Origin of the sequence: Hydrogenophaga sp. ZJX-1, assembly GCF_048590325.1 — a bacterium.
In the GTDB taxonomy this organism is placed as follows: domain Bacteria; phylum Pseudomonadota; class Gammaproteobacteria; order Burkholderiales; family Burkholderiaceae_C; genus Hydrogenophaga.
Genome location: NZ_JBMBRA010000007.1, coordinates 62,685 through 80,447, shown reverse-complemented (window position 1 = coordinate 80,447; position 17,763 = coordinate 62,685). Strand labels below are relative to the sequence as shown.

17 protein-coding genes are annotated in these 17,763 nt (G+C 67.2%); 7 read left to right on the top strand and 10 right to left on the bottom strand.

Going from position 1 to position 17,763, the window contains the following annotated elements; translation table 11 throughout:
• Positions 1–201 precede the first annotated feature (201 nt).
• The 7 genes from ACN5W5_RS19170 to ACN5W5_RS19140 form a co-directional block, all read right to left on the bottom strand.
• Positions 202–489, bottom strand: coding sequence for a hypothetical protein (locus tag ACN5W5_RS19170; RefSeq protein WP_420050058.1), 288 nt, complete (start codon positions 487–489; stop codon positions 202–204).
• A 555-nt stretch (positions 490–1,044) separates the two neighbouring features.
• Positions 1,045–3,105, bottom strand: coding sequence for an elongation factor G (gene fusA, locus ACN5W5_RS19165; RefSeq protein ID WP_420050057.1), 2,061 nt, complete (start codon positions 3,103–3,105; stop codon positions 1,045–1,047).
• Positions 3,106–3,287: 182 nt separating this feature from the next.
• Positions 3,288–4,445 (bottom strand): ROK family protein, encoded by a 1,158-nt coding sequence (locus ACN5W5_RS19160; protein WP_420050200.1) that lies wholly within the window; start codon positions 4,443–4,445, stop codon positions 3,288–3,290.
• A gap of 128 nt (positions 4,446–4,573) precedes the next feature.
• Positions 4,574–5,026 carry an RbsD/FucU family protein gene (locus ACN5W5_RS19155; protein WP_420050056.1) on the bottom strand — a complete coding sequence of 151 codons (453 nt, stop codon included), beginning with the start codon at positions 5,024–5,026 and terminating at the stop codon, positions 4,574–4,576.
• Positions 5,027–5,035: 9 nt separating this feature from the next.
• A complete protein-coding gene (locus ACN5W5_RS19150) occupies positions 5,036–5,842 on the bottom strand; it encodes an ATP-binding cassette domain-containing protein (protein WP_420050055.1) in 807 nt (268 codons plus the stop codon).
• Positions 5,842–6,801 (bottom strand): ABC transporter permease, encoded by a 960-nt coding sequence (locus ACN5W5_RS19145; protein ID WP_210828063.1) that lies wholly within the window; start codon positions 6,799–6,801, stop codon positions 5,842–5,844. Before ACN5W5_RS19145 ends, ACN5W5_RS19150 begins: the two co-directional genes overlap by 1 nt.
• Positions 6,802–7,043: 242 nt before the next feature.
• On the bottom strand, positions 7,044–8,048 hold the full coding sequence (locus ACN5W5_RS19140) for a sugar ABC transporter substrate-binding protein (protein WP_420050054.1): 1,005 nt from the start codon (positions 8,046–8,048) through the stop codon (positions 7,044–7,046).
• A gap of 139 nt (positions 8,049–8,187) precedes the next feature.
• On the opposite strand from ACN5W5_RS19140, the gene ACN5W5_RS19135 reads away from it, so the two are divergent.
• The 7 genes from ACN5W5_RS19135 (at position 8,188) to ACN5W5_RS19105 (ending at position 16,165) form a co-directional block, all read left to right on the top strand.
• On the top strand, positions 8,188–9,201 hold the full coding sequence (locus ACN5W5_RS19135) for a PfkB family carbohydrate kinase (RefSeq protein ID WP_420050053.1): 1,014 nt from the start codon (positions 8,188–8,190) through the stop codon (positions 9,199–9,201).
• Between the two features lie 115 nt (positions 9,202–9,316).
• Entirely contained in the window at positions 9,317–10,792 is a 1,476-nt protein-coding gene (gene zwf, locus ACN5W5_RS19130) for a glucose-6-phosphate dehydrogenase (RefSeq protein WP_420050052.1), read from the top strand.
• Positions 10,792–11,484: a 6-phosphogluconolactonase gene (pgl, locus tag ACN5W5_RS19125; RefSeq protein WP_420050051.1), complete on the top strand. Its 693-nt coding sequence runs from the start codon at positions 10,792–10,794 to the stop codon at positions 11,482–11,484. The genes zwf and pgl overlap by 1 nt, the downstream gene beginning before the upstream one ends.
• A gap of 14 nt (positions 11,485–11,498) precedes the next feature.
• Positions 11,499–13,334: a phosphogluconate dehydratase gene (gene edd / locus ACN5W5_RS19120; protein ID WP_420050050.1), complete on the top strand. Its 1,836-nt coding sequence runs from the start codon at positions 11,499–11,501 to the stop codon at positions 13,332–13,334.
• Positions 13,335–13,348: 14 nt separating this feature from the next.
• Positions 13,349–13,984, top strand: a complete 636-nt coding sequence (locus ACN5W5_RS19115; RefSeq protein ID WP_420050049.1) for a bifunctional 4-hydroxy-2-oxoglutarate aldolase/2-dehydro-3-deoxy-phosphogluconate aldolase — start codon at positions 13,349–13,351, stop codon at positions 13,982–13,984.
• 116 nt (positions 13,985–14,100) lie between these two features.
• Positions 14,101–15,741, top strand: coding sequence for a glucose-6-phosphate isomerase (pgi, locus tag ACN5W5_RS19110; protein ID WP_420050048.1), 1,641 nt, complete (start codon positions 14,101–14,103; stop codon positions 15,739–15,741).
• Positions 15,742–15,796: 55 nt separating this feature from the next.
• Positions 15,797–16,165: a methylglyoxal synthase gene (locus ACN5W5_RS19105; protein WP_420050047.1), complete on the top strand. Its 369-nt coding sequence runs from the start codon at positions 15,797–15,799 to the stop codon at positions 16,163–16,165.
• A 48-nt stretch (positions 16,166–16,213) separates the two neighbouring features.
• On the opposite strand, the gene ACN5W5_RS19100 is transcribed toward ACN5W5_RS19105, so the two are convergent.
• The 3 genes from ACN5W5_RS19100 to ACN5W5_RS19090 all read right to left on the bottom strand — a co-directional run bounded on the left by ACN5W5_RS19100 (position 16,214) and on the right by ACN5W5_RS19090 (position 17,688).
• Positions 16,214–16,642: an ACT domain-containing protein gene (locus ACN5W5_RS19100; RefSeq protein WP_420050046.1), complete on the bottom strand. Its 429-nt coding sequence runs from the start codon at positions 16,640–16,642 to the stop codon at positions 16,214–16,216.
• Between the two features lie 22 nt (positions 16,643–16,664).
• Positions 16,665–16,952: a hypothetical protein gene (locus tag ACN5W5_RS19095; protein WP_420050045.1), complete on the bottom strand. Its 288-nt coding sequence runs from the start codon at positions 16,950–16,952 to the stop codon at positions 16,665–16,667.
• A 184-nt stretch (positions 16,953–17,136) separates the two neighbouring features.
• Complete coding sequence (locus ACN5W5_RS19090) at positions 17,137–17,688, bottom strand: DUF4256 domain-containing protein (protein ID WP_420050044.1); 552 nt, start codon at positions 17,686–17,688, stop codon at positions 17,137–17,139.
• Between the last annotated feature and the right edge of the window lie 75 nt (positions 17,689–17,763).

The window sequence follows — 17,763 nt, the reverse complement described above, 5'->3', positions numbered from 1 at the left end:
ATCGAGCGCCTCCAAAACTTGCCGTTCCGTTGAATGAGAGGAATCCTCCGTACCCCATCCAGATGGCTGCACTGGAGACGGTCGACGATTCAAAGGAAAAAAGGGCCAACTTCTGTCGGCCCCTTGCGAATGCTGCGTGAAACGGTATTCAGCGCGAATCTCGCAGCTTCCCGCCATCAAGGCTACACGCTGGACACGCCTCTAGGACGATGCAAAGACGGCTCCGCGTGTTTCGCCGACCATCTTGATTGGCATGTCCGCGGCTGCCTGCGCGCGCATCGCTTTCTGCTTCTCGGCAGCGGCCGTGGCCGTGGCTTCGTCCGGGTAAATAGTGACCACGTTGAACGTGGTGTCGCCGGTATAAATGAAAAAGGAACTTAGGGCGCCCAGCGCCTTGATTCCAGGAATATATTTTTCTCTCGCCTCGGCTTCCATCGCCGCATCAAACGCGACGCTAGACGTCCATTGTGAAATCACACCATAGGCCATTTGAAGTTTCTCCTGTTGAAGACAAACAAAATTTGCACAACAGGAGGGACGAACCGAGTTGAACCGATCTGAATCCAGATGCTGCCGATGTCACCTTAGCATCCTTGGTCAGATGGGCAACAGGGTAAACCAAGGTGGTACACAACCGCGCTACTAAGCATTAGCGCCTTGCCACCTCTTGGCAGAGCGGTGAGGCTGGGGGTGGAACGTAGATGGCCGAAATGGGTCGACCGTGTGAGTCAGCCCTTCGAGTAGCTGACATTCGACCGCGATTTGAAAGGGTGCCTGCGGCCTGCCAAGCTGGATGACTGCTGCCCCCTCAATACCTGTCATCGATGCTGTTGCGATGCCGGGTAAGCCGATGACGGTTTCGTGCCAGGCACCGTGAACCCAGCTCCAGGCCGCGACCGACGGCACTCGCTGCGTACCGGACATTTGCCACAAGAATTAGGGTGATCGCAATCGCCGGGCGAGGGAGCATTTTGATCCCACGCTACGCCCAAGTCGATTGCTCGGCAACGCGCGTGCAAGCTGAACATCGGCGCTGCGCTTTTCCTAGTCGTCTTCGCGCACCCGGTACCGCCCTATCAACGTCTGTTGGACGGCCGGCGGAACGGCCTCGTAGTGCGACAACGCGACGGTGTAGCGCCCCTGGCCGCTGGTCATCGCATTGAGCCGCGACTGGTAGTCGGCCAGCTCGGCCTCTGGCACCTGACCGCCGATGGCCACGGTGCCGGACCCCAGGCCCGATGTGCCTGTGACCAGGCCGCGCCGCAACGACAGGTCGCTCGTGACGTCGCCCACGGAATGCTCGGGCACGGTGACCTCGATCTGGACAATCGGCTCGAGCACAACCGGCCGGGCCTCGCGAATCGCCGCCATGAAGGCCTTGCGGCCGGCGGTCGCGAAAGCGATGTCCTTGCTGTCCACGCTGTGGTGCTTGCCGTCGTACACGACGACGCGCACGTCGGCCACGGGGAAGCCGGCGATCGCGCCGTACGCCAAAACCTCGCGCACGCCTTTCTCGACCGCGGGAATGAACTGGCCCGGGATCGCACCGCCCCTGACTTCGTCGGCGAACTCGAAGCCCGCGCCGCGCGCGAGCGGCTCGATGCGCAGGAAGACTTCGGCGAACTGGCCGGCACCGCCGCTCTGCTTCTTGTGGCGGTAGTGGCCCTCGGCCGGCACGGTCACGGTCTCGCGGTAGGCGATGCGCGGTGGCCGAGTCTGTACATCGAAACGGTAAACCTCGCGCAGGCGTTCGAGCACGATGCGCAGGTGCAGCTCGCCGAGCCCGTAGAGGACCGTCTCGTTGGTCGCGGCCACATGCTCGATGCGCAGGCACGGGTCCTCGGCCGCGAGCTTGCCGAGGATTTCCCAGGCGCGCTGCTCGTCGCCATGCCGCTTGGGCTCCACGGCCAGGCCGTACACCGGCACCGGGAACGGCAGCGGAGCGAGGTGCACATGGCTGTCTTCGGCCGCATCGTGCAACACGGCATCGAAATGGATCTCGTCGACCTTGGCCACCGCCACGATGTCGCCGGGCAGCGCGTGCGACACCTCGACGTGGTCCTTTCCCTGGAGCATGAACAGGTGCCCGACCTTGAACGGCTTGCGGCCGTCGCCGATGTAGAGCTGGCTGTCGCGCGTGACCGTGCCCTGGTGCACACGAAAGATGCCCATCTTGCCGACATAGGGGTCGATCGTGACCTTGAACACATGCGCCAGCACGTGCAGCGCCGAGTCAGGCTTGGCCTCCATGGGCATGGCCTCAGCGCCCTCACCAACGATGAAGCTCGGCGGGTTGGCTTCGGTCGGATCGGGCATGAGTTTGACGATCACGTCAAGCAACTCGGCCACGCCGGCGCCGCTGCGCGACGAGGCGAAACACACCGGGATCAGGTGGCCTTCGCGCAGCGCCTGCTCCAGCGGCGCGTGCAGCTCCGACGGGTCGACGTCGCCTTTCTCGAGGTAGCGGTCGACGAAGGCCGCGTCGACCTCGACCACCTGCTCCACCAGCGCGCGGTGCGCCGCTTCGACGGGGCCGAAGTCGGAGCGTCCGAAGCGGTTGAAGAAGCAGTCGATCACCTGCCGGTTGATCCCGTCGGGCACGTTCAGCGGGAGGCATTCGCGGCCGAAGGTGGCCTGGATGTCGGCCAGCAGACCCGACAGCGAGACGCCCTGCGCGTCGATCTTGTTGACGATGATCATGCGGGCGAGGCGGCGCGAGGCGGCGTATTCCATCATGCGAACCGCCATCGGCTCGATGCCGGTGGCGGCATTGATGACCACCGCCACCGTCTCGACCGCCTCCAGCGCCGGCAGGCTCTGGCCGAGGAAGTCGGGTCCGCCGGGCGTGTCGATGAGGTAGATGCGCGTGCCGGCATGCGTGAGGTGCATCACCGAGGCATTGAGCGAATGCAGCATGCGGCGCTCGAGCGGGTCGTGGTCGCTAACGGTGCTGCCGCGCTCGACGCTGCCGCACGCGCCGATGGCGCCCGCCTTGTACAGCAAGGCCTCGGCCAGCGAGGTTTTGCCGGCGGCTGCGGCGCCCACGAGCGCCAATGTTCGCACGGCTTTCATTTCGGCCGTGAGGCCGTTCGATCGGCTTGGCATGGTTGGACTCCTTTGCACGTCCGGAAGGCCGGCCCGGCGGCCCGCATGGGCTCGGGCGTTGCGTGTGGACGTCGGGGCAGCGTACGGGATTGACCGCGCTAACGCAAATGGATTGCGCCGCCGATTTCCAATACCTGACCGGCATGCATGCCGCGTTGACCGCCCCCTTGTTGCCTACCGCGTCAGCTCTTCAGAAAGATCTCGTGGTCCGGGGCGAAGCAGGCGTGCAGCGGCAGCAGCGCGCCGCCGAGCGCGCGCGCGTCGGAGCCGATGCTGCCGATCTCCAGCCGGGGCATCTGCTGCAGGCCCTCCCAGTTGTAGGCCTTGAGCGCTTCGCCGGTGCGCGCCCAGAGTTTGCGCAGCAGGTCGGGCGCGACCACGCCGTCGATCACGACCGCCTCCACGTCCAGGAACGCGGTGCCGGCCACGATGCAATGCGCCAGCGCCAAGGCGGCGCGGGCGACCCACTCGCGGGTGTACGGCAGCCAGGGTGCCTCCAGCGCGCGCGCGTCGTAGGCGGCCATGGGGTCGAGCGCGTGCTCGCGAAAGCGCTGCTCCAGATCCCACAGCGAAGCCTGGCTGATCAGCTGCGGCGGCAGCTCCTTCATGTCGGCCGTCGCCACCTGCAGGGGCAGCGAGGCCACGGCCCCGGCGTTGCCGTTGACGCCGCGGTGCAGGTGGGAATTGAGCACCAGTCCACCGCCGACGAACGTGTCGAGGAACAGGTAGAGAAAACTGCGGATGTCCCGGCCCTTGCCCTGCAGCAACTCGGCCACGCAGGCGGCCGAGGTGTCCTTGGCGAAACTGATCGGCAGGTCGGTCAGGGCCTGCACCTCGGCGACCAGATCGATCTGGTTCCAGGCCAGGGACTGGGCTTCGGTCAGGCCCAGCATGCGGTGCCAGCCCCCGAGCTGGTACGGCGCGGCCACACCCACGCCGACCACCCGGTCGCGCAGCGGGCCCAGCCCGTCGAGCAGGCGGTTCAGGTTGGACTTGATGGCCGGCAGCAGCACCGGGATGTCGGGAAAGGCGTAGTCCAGCACCAGGCGCTCGCGCACCCGACCGGTGAAATCCACCAGCAACCAGTCGGCGCTGCGCCGGCCGATCTTGATGCCGATGGCAAACGCGCCATCGGGGTTCAGCCCCAGCGGCACGGACGGCTGGCCCACGCGCCCCCGCACCGGGGCGCCACGGTTCAGCAGCTGGTCTTCGTCGAGCCGGGCGGTGATCAGGCCGATGGTTTGCGCGGTGAGGCCGGTCAGGCGCGCGAGATCGGCCTTGGCCAGGCTGCCGTGCGCGCGCAGCGTCTGCAGCACCACGCGCTCGTTGAACTGGCGCATGCCCACCTGGTTGGAGCCGCGCGGGCGCAAGCGGGACGCGCCCTGGGCATCGGCTGCGGGCGCGTCGGGGGTGTCGGTTTCAGGGGTGTGGTTCACAACCGTTGAGTGTGGCACGTTCAACACCGGTTTCAGGCTCGGAGCACCTCGCCCAGGACGCCTTTGCGCAGGATGAAGTTGCCCCAGGGCTCCAGTTCACCGGTGACGACGATGGCGTAGGCCTTTTTCACGCGCTCGTAGAACGCGTAGCGCTCCACGGCCTCGGCCTGGCCGTCCTGCAGGCCCTCGGCGGCCAGCACCGCCAGCGTTTCGCGCTGCAGGGCCGAGCGGTAGCCGGGCTCGGTACCGCCGACCTGCATGTAGGCAACAGGGTGCGGCACGTCAGCGGCCAGCGGCAGCACGCTGGCAACCGCCTGCACGGTGCGCGCCATGCCGATGCCCGGCAGGCGCAGCACCGGCTTGCCGGCGCCGAGGCTCATGGCGGTGAAGTTGGCGTCGGCCAGCACCACCGCGTCGTCGTGGCCCATCTCGGCCAACAGCTTGAGCAGGTCCGGGCTGAGCAGGGGATCAATGCCTTTGAGCATTTTTTTCTTTCAGTGCGCCAGCGCTTCGGGTGGCAGATCGTCCACCGACTTGGCACCGGTCATCACGGCCACGGTGTCGCTCATGCTGATGTTCTTCGGGTCCACCACCGCCGCGCGTCTGCCCAGGCGGGCGATGTGGATGCGGTCGGCGATCTCGAACACGTGCGGCATGTTGTGGCTGATCAGGATCACGGGCAGGCCCTTGTCGCGCACGCGGCGGATGAGTTCGAGCACCATGTTGCCCTCCTTCACGCCCAGCGCGGCGGTGGGTTCGTCCATGATCACCACGTGCTGCGCGAAGGCCGCGGCGCGGGCCACGGCCACGCACTGGCGCTGGCCGCCCGAGAGCGTTTCCACCGCCTGCGTCATGGAGCGGATGCCGACCTTCAGGTCGTTCATGCGCGCGATGCTTTCTTCCAGCATCTTCTTCTTGTCGATCATCTGCAGCACGCTGCCGAGGAAGCCGGCGCGGCGGATCTCGCGGCCGAGGAACAGGTTCTCGGCGATCGTCATGGCCGGGGCCACGGCGAGGTCCTGGTACACGGTTTCGATGCCGGCGCGGCGTGCGTCGATCGGGCTCTTGAAGTGGGCGCGGGCGCCGTCGAGGTAGATCTCGCCTTCGTCGGGGATCGTGGCGCCGGCGAGGCACTTGATCAGCGAGGACTTGCCGGCGCCGTTGTCGCCGATCACGGCCAGGATTTCCCCGGCACGCAGTTCGAAGTCGGCGCCGTCGAGCGCGGTGACCTGGCCGTAGCGCTTGACGAGGCCCTTGGCCTGGATCACGAGCGGGCTTTGAGCGTTGGGTGCGGTAGACATCAACGGACTCCTTTGCGGGACATCTGGTCGGTCATCACAGCCAATATGACGAGGATGCCGGTAACGAGAATCTGGTAAACGGACGACACGCCCATGAGCGTCAGGCCGTTGCGGAACACGCCCACGATCAGCGCGCCCACCAGGGTGCCCAAAATGATGCCGCGGCCACCGAACAGGCTGGTGCCGCCCAGCACCACGGCGGTGATGGCGTCGAGGTTTTCGGTCTGCCCGGCGTTCGGGTCACCGGCGCCGATGCGCGCCACGGACAGCAGCGAGGCCAGGCCGTAGAACACGCCGGCCAGCACGTACACGCCCAGCAGCACCTTGTCGGTGGAAATGCCGGTCAGGCGGGTGGCCTCGGGGCTGTTGCCCACGGCGTAGATGTGGCGTCCCGGCGCGGTTTCGCGCAGGAACAGCCAGGTGATCAGGTACAGCGCGAGCATCAGCACCACGCCGTAGAGGATGTTGGTTTCACCGATGCGGAACGAGTTGCCGAGCCAGGTCAGGCCGTCGGACACCTCGGTGACGGTCTGCGAACCCGAATACAGCTGGGTGATGGCGAACGCGATGTTCAGCGTGCCCAGCGTGACGATGAAGGGCGGCAGCTTGGCCTTGGTCACGAGCAGGCCGTTGATCAGGCCGAAGCCGGCCGTGGCGGCGATGCCCAGCGTGATCGCGACCGGCGCGGAGAGGCCGAAATCGGCGCCCATCTTGGTCATCACGATGGAGCCCAGCGCCATGATCATGCCGCACGACAGGTCGATGCCGGCGGTCAGGATGATGAGGGTCTGGCCGATGGCGATCGTGCCCACCACCATCACCTGCTGCAGGATCAGCGAGAAGTTCTGCAGCGTCAGGAAGCGCTCGTTCTGCGTGGCAAAAAACAGGCACGCAAAGATCAGGGCGATAAACGGCCCGAGCGTGCCCATGGGCGGAAGTTTGGCTTTGAGGGTGTTCATGGCGGTGGCCCGTCCAATCAGAGAAACAGAGATGCTGCATCACGCTGCATGGGCAGGCGTGGTGCAAACGAAGGCCCGTCTGAAGCAGGCTCTCAAATCAAGCGAATCGAAAAGCAACGAGGCACGAGGTGTCCCCTACCAGGGGCACCAAGGGTCCGGCTCCGCCGGCCCAAGGTGCCGTCCCCCCTCCAAGCCGAAGGCGCCAGAGAGGGGGGAAGCCGCAAAGCGGCGCAGGGGGGGAGTTACTTGTTCCCCCAGCACAGGTCCATGCCGGTCTTGACGTCTTTGCTCTCCACGCCAGCCACCGCCTTGCCCGCGATCAGGGTCACGCCGGTGTCGGTGTAGCCGCTGACCTTCTTGCCGGTCTTGGCGTATTCCACGCCCGCGGCCACGCCCATGGCGGCCATCTTCAGCGGGTACTGCTGGCTGGTCGCGGCGATCACGCCGGCGCCCACGTCCTTGATGCCGGCGCAGCCGCCGTCCACCGAGACGATGACCACGTCTTTTTCCTTGCCGGCGGCCTTCAGCGCCTTGAAGGCACCGGCGGCGGCGGGTTCGTTGATCGTGTAGACCAGGTTGATGCCGGGGTTCTTCTGCAGGCAGTTCTCCATGCCGGTCTGGCCCTTGGCCGCGTCACCGAAGCTGTCGGCCATGCAGACCACGCCCGCGGCGGCGCCGCCGAGGTTGTTGCTCTTGGCATCGGGGGCGGTCAGGCCAAAGCCCTTCAGGAAGCCGTTGTGGCGCTGGGCGCCCACCGGGTGACCCGGGAACAGGTCGAGCGTGGCGATGACCGGCTTCTTGCCCGCCATGGCCACCTTGGCGTACTGACCGATCAGCACGCCGGCCTTGTAGTTGTCGGTGGCGAACAGGCCGTCCACGGCGGTGGCCGGGTCGGTCGGGCTGTCCAGCGCGATCACCTGCACGCCCTGCTGCTGCGCGCGCTTGATGGCGGGGATGATGGCCTTGGCGTCGCTGGGGGTGATCAGGATGGTCTTGGCGCCGGCGGCGATCATGTTCTCCATCGCGGTCACCTGGCCGGCGTTGTCGCCGTCGGTCTTGCCCGCGGCCGACAGCAGCTTGGCGCCGAGCTTGGTGGCTTCGGCGGTGGCGCCCTCTTTCATCTTCACGAAGAAGGGGTTGGACTCGGTCTTGGTGATCAGGCCGATGACGGGCTGCGACTGGGCGGCGGCAACGCCAACGGCCAGCGTCAGGGCGGAAAACACGAAGGCGGGTGCGAGTTTTTTCATGGATGTCTCCTCGAAGGGATGGATGATGAGCGGAAGGTACACAGGCTCGGCAGTCAGTCTCTTGGGGTTTTCACGCTGTCTGCTGCGGAGTGACTGAACTATATTTCGGTTCAGGTTAATAAATCAACTGGATTTAGTTATGGTTTTCCCTAGTTCATCTGCCCCCATTCAAGTCGCCACCGCCGGCGAAGCCCTCATCGACATGATCACGGAATCCGACGGACGGTTGCGGCCCTGCGCCGGTGGCGCGGTCTACAACCTCACCCGCGCGCTCGGGCTGCAGGGCGTGGGCACGCTCTACCTCAACCCGCTCTCGCAGGACCGCTTTGGCCGCCTGATGGCCGACGCGATCCACGAGGCCCGCGTGACGCTGGCGCGTGAGACGCCGGTGCACGAACCCACCTCGCTCGCGCTGGTCGGTCTGGACGCCGAAGGCAAGGCCAGCTACAGCTTCTACCGCGACGGTGTGGCCGACCGCCAGGTCAACGCCGCCGACATGACGGCGCAGTGCGCGGCCCAGCCGGGCCTGAAGGTGGCGGTCACCGGCTGCCTGGCCCTGGTCGCCGACGACAGCCCCAAATACCTGCCCTGGCTGCAGGCGCAGCGCGCTGCCGGCCGGCTCGTGGTGGTGGACGCCAACCTGCGCCCGGCCATCGTGCCCGACATGGCCGCCTACCAGGCCAGCGTGATGGCCGCGCTCGGCCAGGCGCACATCGTCAAGGTCAGCGACGACGATCTGGTCACGCTCGGGTTCACCGCGCCCGATCCGCTGGACGCCGCGCGCGAACTGCTGCAAGCCACCTCGGCCACCTGGCTGGCGCTCACCCTGGGCCCCAAGGGCGCCGTGCTGCTGCACCGCGACGGCCGGGGCTGGAAAGCCGCCGAGTCGGCACCGGTCGCCGTGGTGGACACCGTGGGCGCCGGCGACTGTTTCCTGGCCGGCCTGCTGGTGGCCCTGCTCGAACGCCCGGCCATGCAGAACGCGGCCCGCGCCGATCAGCTGGTGCTCGACATCGACGACGTGCAACACATCCTGGGCCGTGCCGTGGCCAGCGCCAGCCTCTGCGTGATGCAGACCGGCTGCGTGCCCCCCAGCCGGGACCAGGTCGTTGAACGCGTGGCCACGCTGCGACCCATGTTCCGATCGCTTTGAACCTTGTTGGCCAGCACGAACATTGCATGGCTACCGGGGCGCCTGGCGCAGAAAGAAACCCGCTTGTAACTTGATTACATTAAACTCCATCAAATCGCGTAACAAAGTTAGACCCATGGCCACATCCACACCCTCCCAAACCCCTGAGGCCCCGCTCGATCTGGTGATCTTTGGTGGTGTGGGCGACCTCTCGGTGCGCAAGCTGCTGCCCGCGCTGTACATGGCCCACCTGCACAACAACCTGCCCGAGTCCACGCGCATCCATGCCCTGGGCCGCCAGGCCTGGGACCGTGCCGCCTTTCTGGCCTTCATCCAGGAAAAAGTGCCCGGCTTCATCGGCAGCAAGGCCTACAACGACAGCGCCTGGGGCAGCTTCGTGCGCCGCCTGACCTACGTCTGCGTGGACGCCACCGACGCCAGCGACTACCCGGGCCTGGGCGCCGAGCTGCAGGCCGGCTCCGACCGCGTCTATTACCTGGCCACCGCCCCCAGCCTGTTCACCGCCATCTGCGCACACCTCGGTGGTGCGGGCCTGATCGATGCACGCTCGCGCGTGGTGCTGGAAAAGCCGCTCGGCCACGACCTCGAATCGGCGCGCCAGATCAACATCGATGTGGGCCGCCATTTCCAGGAATCGCAGATCTTCCGCATCGACCACTACCTGGGCAAGGAAACGGTGCAGAACCTGATGGTCCTGCGCTTCGGCAACACCATCTTCGAGCCGCTCTGGCGCAGCCCCTACATCAAGAGCGTGCAGATCACCGTGGCCGAAGCCGTGGGCGTGGGCAGCCGGGCCGGCTTCTACGACGGCACCGGCGCGCTGCGCGACATGTTGCAGAACCACCTGCTGCAGCTGCTGTGCATCGTGGCCATGGAGCCGCCGGTGTCGCTCGACCCGGACGCCGTGCGCGACGAAAAGCTCAAGGTGCTGCGCTCGCTGCGCCCCATGGCCATCGCCGACGTGGCGCGCGACACCGTGCGCGGCCAGTACAGCGCCGGCGCCTCCAACGGCGACGCCGCCGTGGGCTACCTGCAGGAAGAAAACATCCCGCCCGACAGCAGCACCGAAACCTTCGTCGCGCTCAAGGCCCATATCAACAACTGGCGCTGGGCCAACGTGCCGATCTTCCTGCGCACCGGCAAGCGCATGGCGGCACGCCAGTCGGAGATCGTGATCGAGTTCGCCGACCTGCCCTTCACCATCTTCGGCGACTCGCCGCACAAGTCGGTCAACCGCCTGATGATCCGCCTGCAGCCCGAGGAACACATCCAGCTGCAGATGATGGCCAAGGAGCCCGGCAGCGGCATGAAGCTGCGCCCGGTCAACCTCAACCTCGACCTCGAAGCCGCCTTCTCCGAGCGCCGCGCCGAGGCTTACGAGCGCCTGCTGATCGACGTCATCAAGGGCCGCCTCACCCACTTCATGCGCCGCGACGAACTCGAAGCGGCCTGGACCTGGGTCGAACCCATCATCAACGGCTGGCAGCAGCTGAACGAAAAACCCAAGGCCTACACGGCGGGCAGCTGGGGGCCGGCGGCGTCGTCGGCGTTGATGGCGCGGGAGGGTTCTTCTTGGGTTGAGGAATCCTGATGGCGGTGACCGAACACCCCAACGCCACCCCCGCCGCCCTCGCGGAGCACATCGCCAACGCCCTGCGCGCCGCCATCGCCGCGCGCGGGCAGGCGAGCCTCGCGGTCTCGGGCGGCAAGTCGCCCATCCCCCTGTTCGAAGCGTTGCGCGAGCAGGACCTGGACTGGTCGAAAGTGAGCATCGCGCTGGCGGACGAGCGCGTGGTCCCGCGCGACCACGCCGACAGCAACACCGCCCTGGTGGTCCGCCACCTGCTGCAAGGCCGCGCCTCGGCTGCCCGCTTCCTGCCGTTCTTCCGCGAACTCGCGCCGACGTTCAACGCCGAGGTGCTGGACGCACTGGTGCGCGACGCTGAAGAACGCATCAGGTCCCTGCCCTGGCCGCTGGACGTGGTCGTGCTCGGCATGGGCGAAGACGCCCACACCGCCTCGCTGTTCCCCGGCGCGCCCGGCTACGCCCGCGCCATCGCCACCGACCAGCGCCTCGCCTGGGTGGTGCCCGACACCGCGCCCCACGCACGCATCAGCTTCACCCTCAGCGCCCTGCTCGCCGCGCGCGAGCTGGTGCTGTCCATCACCGGCGAAAACAAGCTCGCCGTTTACCGCCGCGCCGCCCAAAAGGCCGACGAGGCACTTCCGATCTCGCTGGTGATCAACCAGACTCAGACGCCCTTGAGCGTCTGGATGAATTGAACAGGAACATCCCCATGACCACGCCCCTGCACCCCGCCATCGAACGCGTCACGAAACGCATCACCGAACGCAGCGCCGACACGCGCGGCGCCTACCTCGCCAGCATGGCCGCACAGCGCAAGAACGGCACACAGCGCGGCGGCATGGGCTGCGCCAACATGGCGCACACCACGGCCGCCCTGCCCGCGAGCGACAAGCTCAAGATCCACGCCGAGCGCGCGCCGCACGTGGGCGTGATCACCGCCTACAACGACATGCTCTCGGCGCACCAGCCCTACGAGCACTACCCCGAGCTGATCCGCGGCCACGCGCGCGCACTCGGCGCCACGGCGCAGGTGGCGGGTGGCGTGCCCGCCATGTGCGACGGCGTCACACAGGGTGCGGCCGGCATGGAGCTGTCGCTGTTCTCGCGCGACGTGATCGCGCTGGCCACCGCCGTGGGTCTGTCGCACAACGTGTTCGACGCCGCGCTCATGCTCGGCATCTGCGACAAGATCGTGCCCGGCCTGTTCATCGGTTCGGTGCAGTTCGGCCACCTCAGCACCGTGTTCGTGCCCGCCGGCCCCATGACCAGCGGCCTCTCCAACGACGCCAAGGCCAAGGTGCGCCAGCAGTACGCGCAGGGCCTGGTCGGGCGCGACGCGCTGCTGGAGAGCGAGGCCCAGGCCTACCACTCGCCTGGCACCTGCACGTTTTACGGCACCGCCAACAGCAACCAGATGCTGATGGAGATCATGGGCCTGCACCTGCCGGGTGCGTCGTTCGTGAACCCGGGCACCGAGCTGCGTGAACTGCTGAGCAAGGCCGCGCTGGAGCGCGCGCTGGCCAACACCGGCAAGACCGGCGAGCCCGCCATCTGCATGGCCGACATCGTGAGCGAAAAGACCATCGTGAACGGCATCATCGGCCTGCTCGCCACCGGCGGCTCGACCAACCACACCATCCACCTCGTGGCCATGGCCCGCGCGGCCGGCGTGCTGATCGACTGGGACGACTTCGCCGAGCTCTCGGCGGTCGTGCCACTGCTGGCCCGCGTCTACCCCAACGGCAGCGCCGACGTGAACCACTTCCACGCCGCCGGCGGCATGGGTTTCCTGATGCAGGAACTGCTGACCAACGGCCTGCTGCACGGCGACGTGACCACCGTCATGGGCCAGGGTCTGGGCGCTTACGCGAACGAGCCCTGCCTGCAGGACGGCCAGCTCGCCTGGCGCCCGGTGCCCACCGTGAGCGGCGACACCGCCGTGTTGCGCCCGGTGAGCGAACCCTTCAGCGCCGACGGCGGCCTGCGCCTGCTGCAGGGCAACCTGGGCCGCAGCGTGGTCAAGGTTTCGGCCGTGAAGCCCGAGCACCGCGTGGTGCGCGCGCAGGCCGTGGTGGTGAGCGACCAGCAGGATCTGCTGGCCCTGTTCAACGCCGACAAGATCAACAAGGACCTGATCGCCGTGGTGCGTTACCAGGGCCCGCGCGCCAACGGCATGCCCGAGCTGCACAAGCTCACGCCCCCGCTGGCCGTGCTGCAGGACAAAGGCTTCAAGGTCGCGCTCGTCACCGACGGCCGCATGAGCGGCGCCTCGGGCAAGGTGCCCGCCGCCATCCACCTCAGCCCCGAAGCCCTGGCCGACGGCCCGATCGCGCGCGTGATGGACGGCGACTGGATCACGCTCGACTGCGAGCGCGGCGTGCTGGAGCTGGAAGTGGACGCCGCCACGCTGGCCGCGCGCAGCGCCGTGCACCCCGATCTCAGCCACAACGAACACGGCACCGGCCGCGAGCTGTTTGGCCTGTTCCGCACCCATGCGAGCACCGCCGAATCTGGCGCGTCCCCCCTGTTTGGCGACCGCCCTTGAACTGGACCCCCACCATGACCACCACCTGCTTCACCCGTCCCGCTTTCAAATCCCGCGTCGTGCCCGTCATCGTGCTCAGCGACCCGGCCCACGCCGTGCCGTTGGCCCATGCGCTGCTTGAGGGCGGCATCGACGTGATGGAGATCACCCTGCGCTCCGACGCTGCACTCGCTTCGATCGAAGCCGTGGCCAAGGCCGTGCCGCAGATGCACCTGGGCGCGGGCACCGTGACCCGCGTGGCCGAAGTGCAGCGCGTGATCGACGCCGGCGCCACCTTCGCCCTCTCCCCCGGCGCCACCGATGCGCTGGTCGAAGCCGTCAAGGCCGCCAAGCTGCCCTTCATCCCCGGCGTGATGACGCCCGGCGAGGTCATGCACCGCCGCGAACAGGGCTTCAGCCTCATGAAACTGTTCCCCGCGCAACAGGCCGGCGGCCTGGGCATGCTCAAGGCACTGGGCGCACCGCTCCCGGACGTGATGTTCTGCCCCACCGGTGGTGTCAGCCCCGAGAACCTGAAAGACTTCCTGAAGCTGCCCAACGTGGCCATGGCCGGCGGCAGCTGGCTGACGCCGGCCGAGGCGCTGGCGGCGGGCGACTGGAAACGCATCACCCAGCTGGCGCGCGGAGCGACCGAACTCGCCGCGGGGTAATCCCCTCCCCCCGCGCCGCTTCGGATCACCGCGATGCCAGCGGCCCGGCGAAGCCGGTTCAGCGGCATCCCGGCTCAACGCCTCATGCGAAACTCTGCAGTGAATTGGAAGCCCCCATGAGCACTCTTTCCCCCTCCCCCACCACCCTCCCCGTCTGGCAGCAGCTCGCCACCCTGGCCGCCGCCCCGCAACCCCACCTGCGCGACCGCCTTGCCGAGCCCGGCCGAGAGCAGCAGATGCAGGCCAGCGCCGCCAGCACCGGCATCCGGATCGACTTCAGCCGCCAGGCGCTGGACAGCACCGTGTGGGACGCGCTCATGGACCTGGCCCGCCAGGCCGGCGTGGAGCGCCAGCGCGACGCCATGTTCCGCGGTGACGTGATCAACACCTCCGAACAGCGCGCCGTGTTGCACGTGGCGCTGCGCGGCACGCCCGGCGCCAGCGGCAGCGATGCGCCCTGGGGTGCGGACATCCAGCAGCAGGTGCAAAGCGAGCTGGACCGTGTCTGCGCCTTTGCCGACCGCGTGCGTTCGGGCTCCGTGAAAGGCAGCACCGGCCTGGCCATCACCGACGTGGTGAACATCGGCATCGGCGGCTCCGACCTTGGGCCCCGCATGGCGGCGGACGCACTGGCACCGCTGTGCAGCGACGGCAAGAGCGGCGTGCGCGTGCACTTCGTCAGCAACCCCGACGCCTGGGCGCTGCACAGCACGCTGCGCGGTCTGGACCCGCTGACCACGCTGATCATCGTGGCCAGCAAGACCTTCACCACGCAGGAAACCATGACCAACGCCGCGTCCGCGCGGCGCTGGCTGCAGGACGCCGGTATCGAAGGCGCCGCGCAGAGCCCGCACCTGGTCGCCATCACCGCCGCGCCGCAGAAGTCCGGTGCCGCCGGCTACCCGGCAGAGCACACCTTCACCTTCTGGGACTGGGTCGGCGGCCGTTATTCGCTGTGGTCCGCGCTCGGCCTGCCGCTCGCGATCGCCATCGGCTCGAAGGCCTTCCGCGAATTCCTCGCCGGCGGCCAGGCCATGGACGCGCACTTCCGCTCGGCCCCGCTGGACAAGAACCTGCCCGTCATCCTCGCCATGAGCGGCGTGTGGAACCGCAACTTCCTGCTCTGCCCCACCCAGCTGCTCTCCACCTACCCCAGCCGCCTGGTGCGCTTCGCGCCCTTCGTGCAACAGATGGACATGGAAAGCAACGGCAAGCGCATCCGCAAGGACGGCCAGCCCTGCAACACCGACACCGGCCCCATCATCTGGGGCGGCCTCGGCATCGACGGACAACACGCCTACTTCCAGCTGCTGCACCAGGGCACACACCGCGTGCCGGTGGAATTCGTCGGCGTGCTGAACGAAGACACGCCCCTGCCCCTGGCCGCCGAACACCACCGCGTGGTCAACCTCAACCTGCGCGCGCAGGCCCAGGCCCTGGCCGTTGGCCGCGACGAAGCCTCCACCCTGCAGGCGCTCATGGCCGAAGGCATGAGCGTCGAGCAGGCCGAGGTGTTCGTGAGCCAGCGCAGCTTCAAGGGCGACGTGCCCAGCAGCACCATCTGGCTCGACGCGCTCACCCCGCACAGCCTGGGCGCACTCATTGCGCTGTACGAACACAAGGTCTTCACGCAAGCCGCCATCTGGGGCATCAACGCCTACGACCAGTGGGGCGTGGAGCTGGGCAAGACGATGGCGAAACAAATGGAAACCCCCCGCGGTGCTTCGCACCTCCCCCCTGCCGGGGGCAACGCCTGAGGCACGGCAAAGCCGGTTCCTCGGCGTTCCTGAACCCAATACACCTTTCCCGACCATGCGCATCGCCCTCATCGCCCACGACAAGAAGAAAGACGCCATCGTGGCCCTGGCCAGCGAGTTCGTGGCCCTGCTGCGACAACACACGCTCATGGGCACCGGCACCACCGGCGGGCGTCTTCAATCCGAAGTGGGCTTGAACGTGGAGCGCCTGCTCAGCGGTCCGCTGGGCGGCGACCTGCAGATCGGCTCCCGCCTCGCCATGGGCGAGGTGGACTGCGTGATCTTCCTGCGCGACCCCATGACCGCCCAGCCCCACGAGCCCGACATCAGCGCGCTGCTGCGTGCCTGCGATGTGCACAACGTGCCGTGTGCGACCAACGTGGCGACGGCGCGCTTCCTGCTGGACGATCTGGCGCGGCGCTGAAGACGCTGCAGTTCGACCGCGCAAGCGCTCAACAAAAAGCGTCGGGCGTCAGCCGACCGGCGGCTCGGTGCTGGCGCTGCTGCGCCGTTGAAGCCGCTGCAGCACGGCCAGCGCTTCGCCCCCCGACTCGACGGGTACAAAGAGGTGGTCGTGAAACGCTGCCGCCACGACGTTGCAGCTGATGTGGGCCTGGGCCAACGCGCTGGCGACGGCGGCGGTGAGGCCCACGGCCTGGAGATCGGAATGCACCGTGAGCGTGATCCACGCGGCCCGGAACAGGACGGGCAGCCCCGCCTTCAGCGCCCGCTCTTCCTCAACGATCAGCGTGAGGCCTTCCGCTTCCCGAAACGTGGCCAACGGCTCCAGTGAGCGGGTATCCGTGTCTGGCGAGACAGAAGCGAAGACATAGACCCCCTCGTTCAGCGCGGGCCGCATGGTTTGAAGCAGCTGAGCGAGATTCGTGACGGGGTTGCTCATGGCGCGCGGTTGGGGCCAGGGCCTACCGGGCAATCTTGCGTTCAATCTCGGCCACCACACCCGCCCGCAAGGTCAGGATGGTGATCGTCTGGGGATCCCGGACGTGGGGAAAGTAGGTCCAGGTCTTCTCCTCCGGCTGCCCTTTGAAGTTCTTCACGAAAGCCTCGTGGTCGGGCTTCCCGATCTTGAACAGCACCTCGCCCTCGTGCATGCCCTTGCTGATGAACTTGCGATCCCGTGCGTCCTCTGCTGCGGCCACCACACAGGCGCTTGCCAGCAAAACAAAGACCAGCGCTTTTTTGATGGACATCGATGGCTCCTTGGCAACGAGGCTATGAATCCGTGGAGGACGGGCCGGCGACCTTTGCATCGCCGGTCATGCGGCTGAGTTTAGAGGCCTCGGTGAGCTGTGTTGCCAGCCGCTCAGACAGGCGGTGTATTCACCGGGATCCGTCGCCGATGTCAGGACCGTCTTCATCCTGATCTCCCCGGATTCACACCCGAAGCAGGCCCCGGAAGCCCCGGGCGGCGTAATACGACTGCACGCCGTTGTGATAGACGAACACCCGGCCATAGCGCCGGTCACCGAAGAGCGCCCCTCCGAGCGCCCTGACATCGGGCGGCGTCTGAAGCCAGCTGGACGTCTTCAGATCAAACTCACCGAGCTGTTGAAGCGCCCGGTACTGCTCTTCCGTCAGCAGCTCGATGCCCATCGCGGCCGCCATCTCGCCCGCGCTGCTCTCGGGTTTGTTCTCCTTGCGGGCGGCACGCGCTTCGGCGTCGTAACAGGTGCTTCTGCGCCCTGTGGGGCTTTCCGGGGAGCAGTCACAGAAGACCACCTGACCAGATTCATTGGCATCGCCCCAAACGTCCGGCTCACCGCCGCTGGCCTCCATCGCTTGCAAGGACCTCCGCGCATCGGGATGGTCTTCCAGTCGGGCGCGCACGTCCGACCACGCCGTCCCGGCGTGCCGGTGCATGTGCTTCTCGAAGCGCGTCTCGAGCACCTGGAACAGGGCTTCGCGTTCTGTGGTTTTCATGGTCATGCGCTTTCATGATCAAGGGGGCACCGACGTGTCGCTCTTGCGGCCATCGGGAAGATGGACGCCGCCATCTTCCCG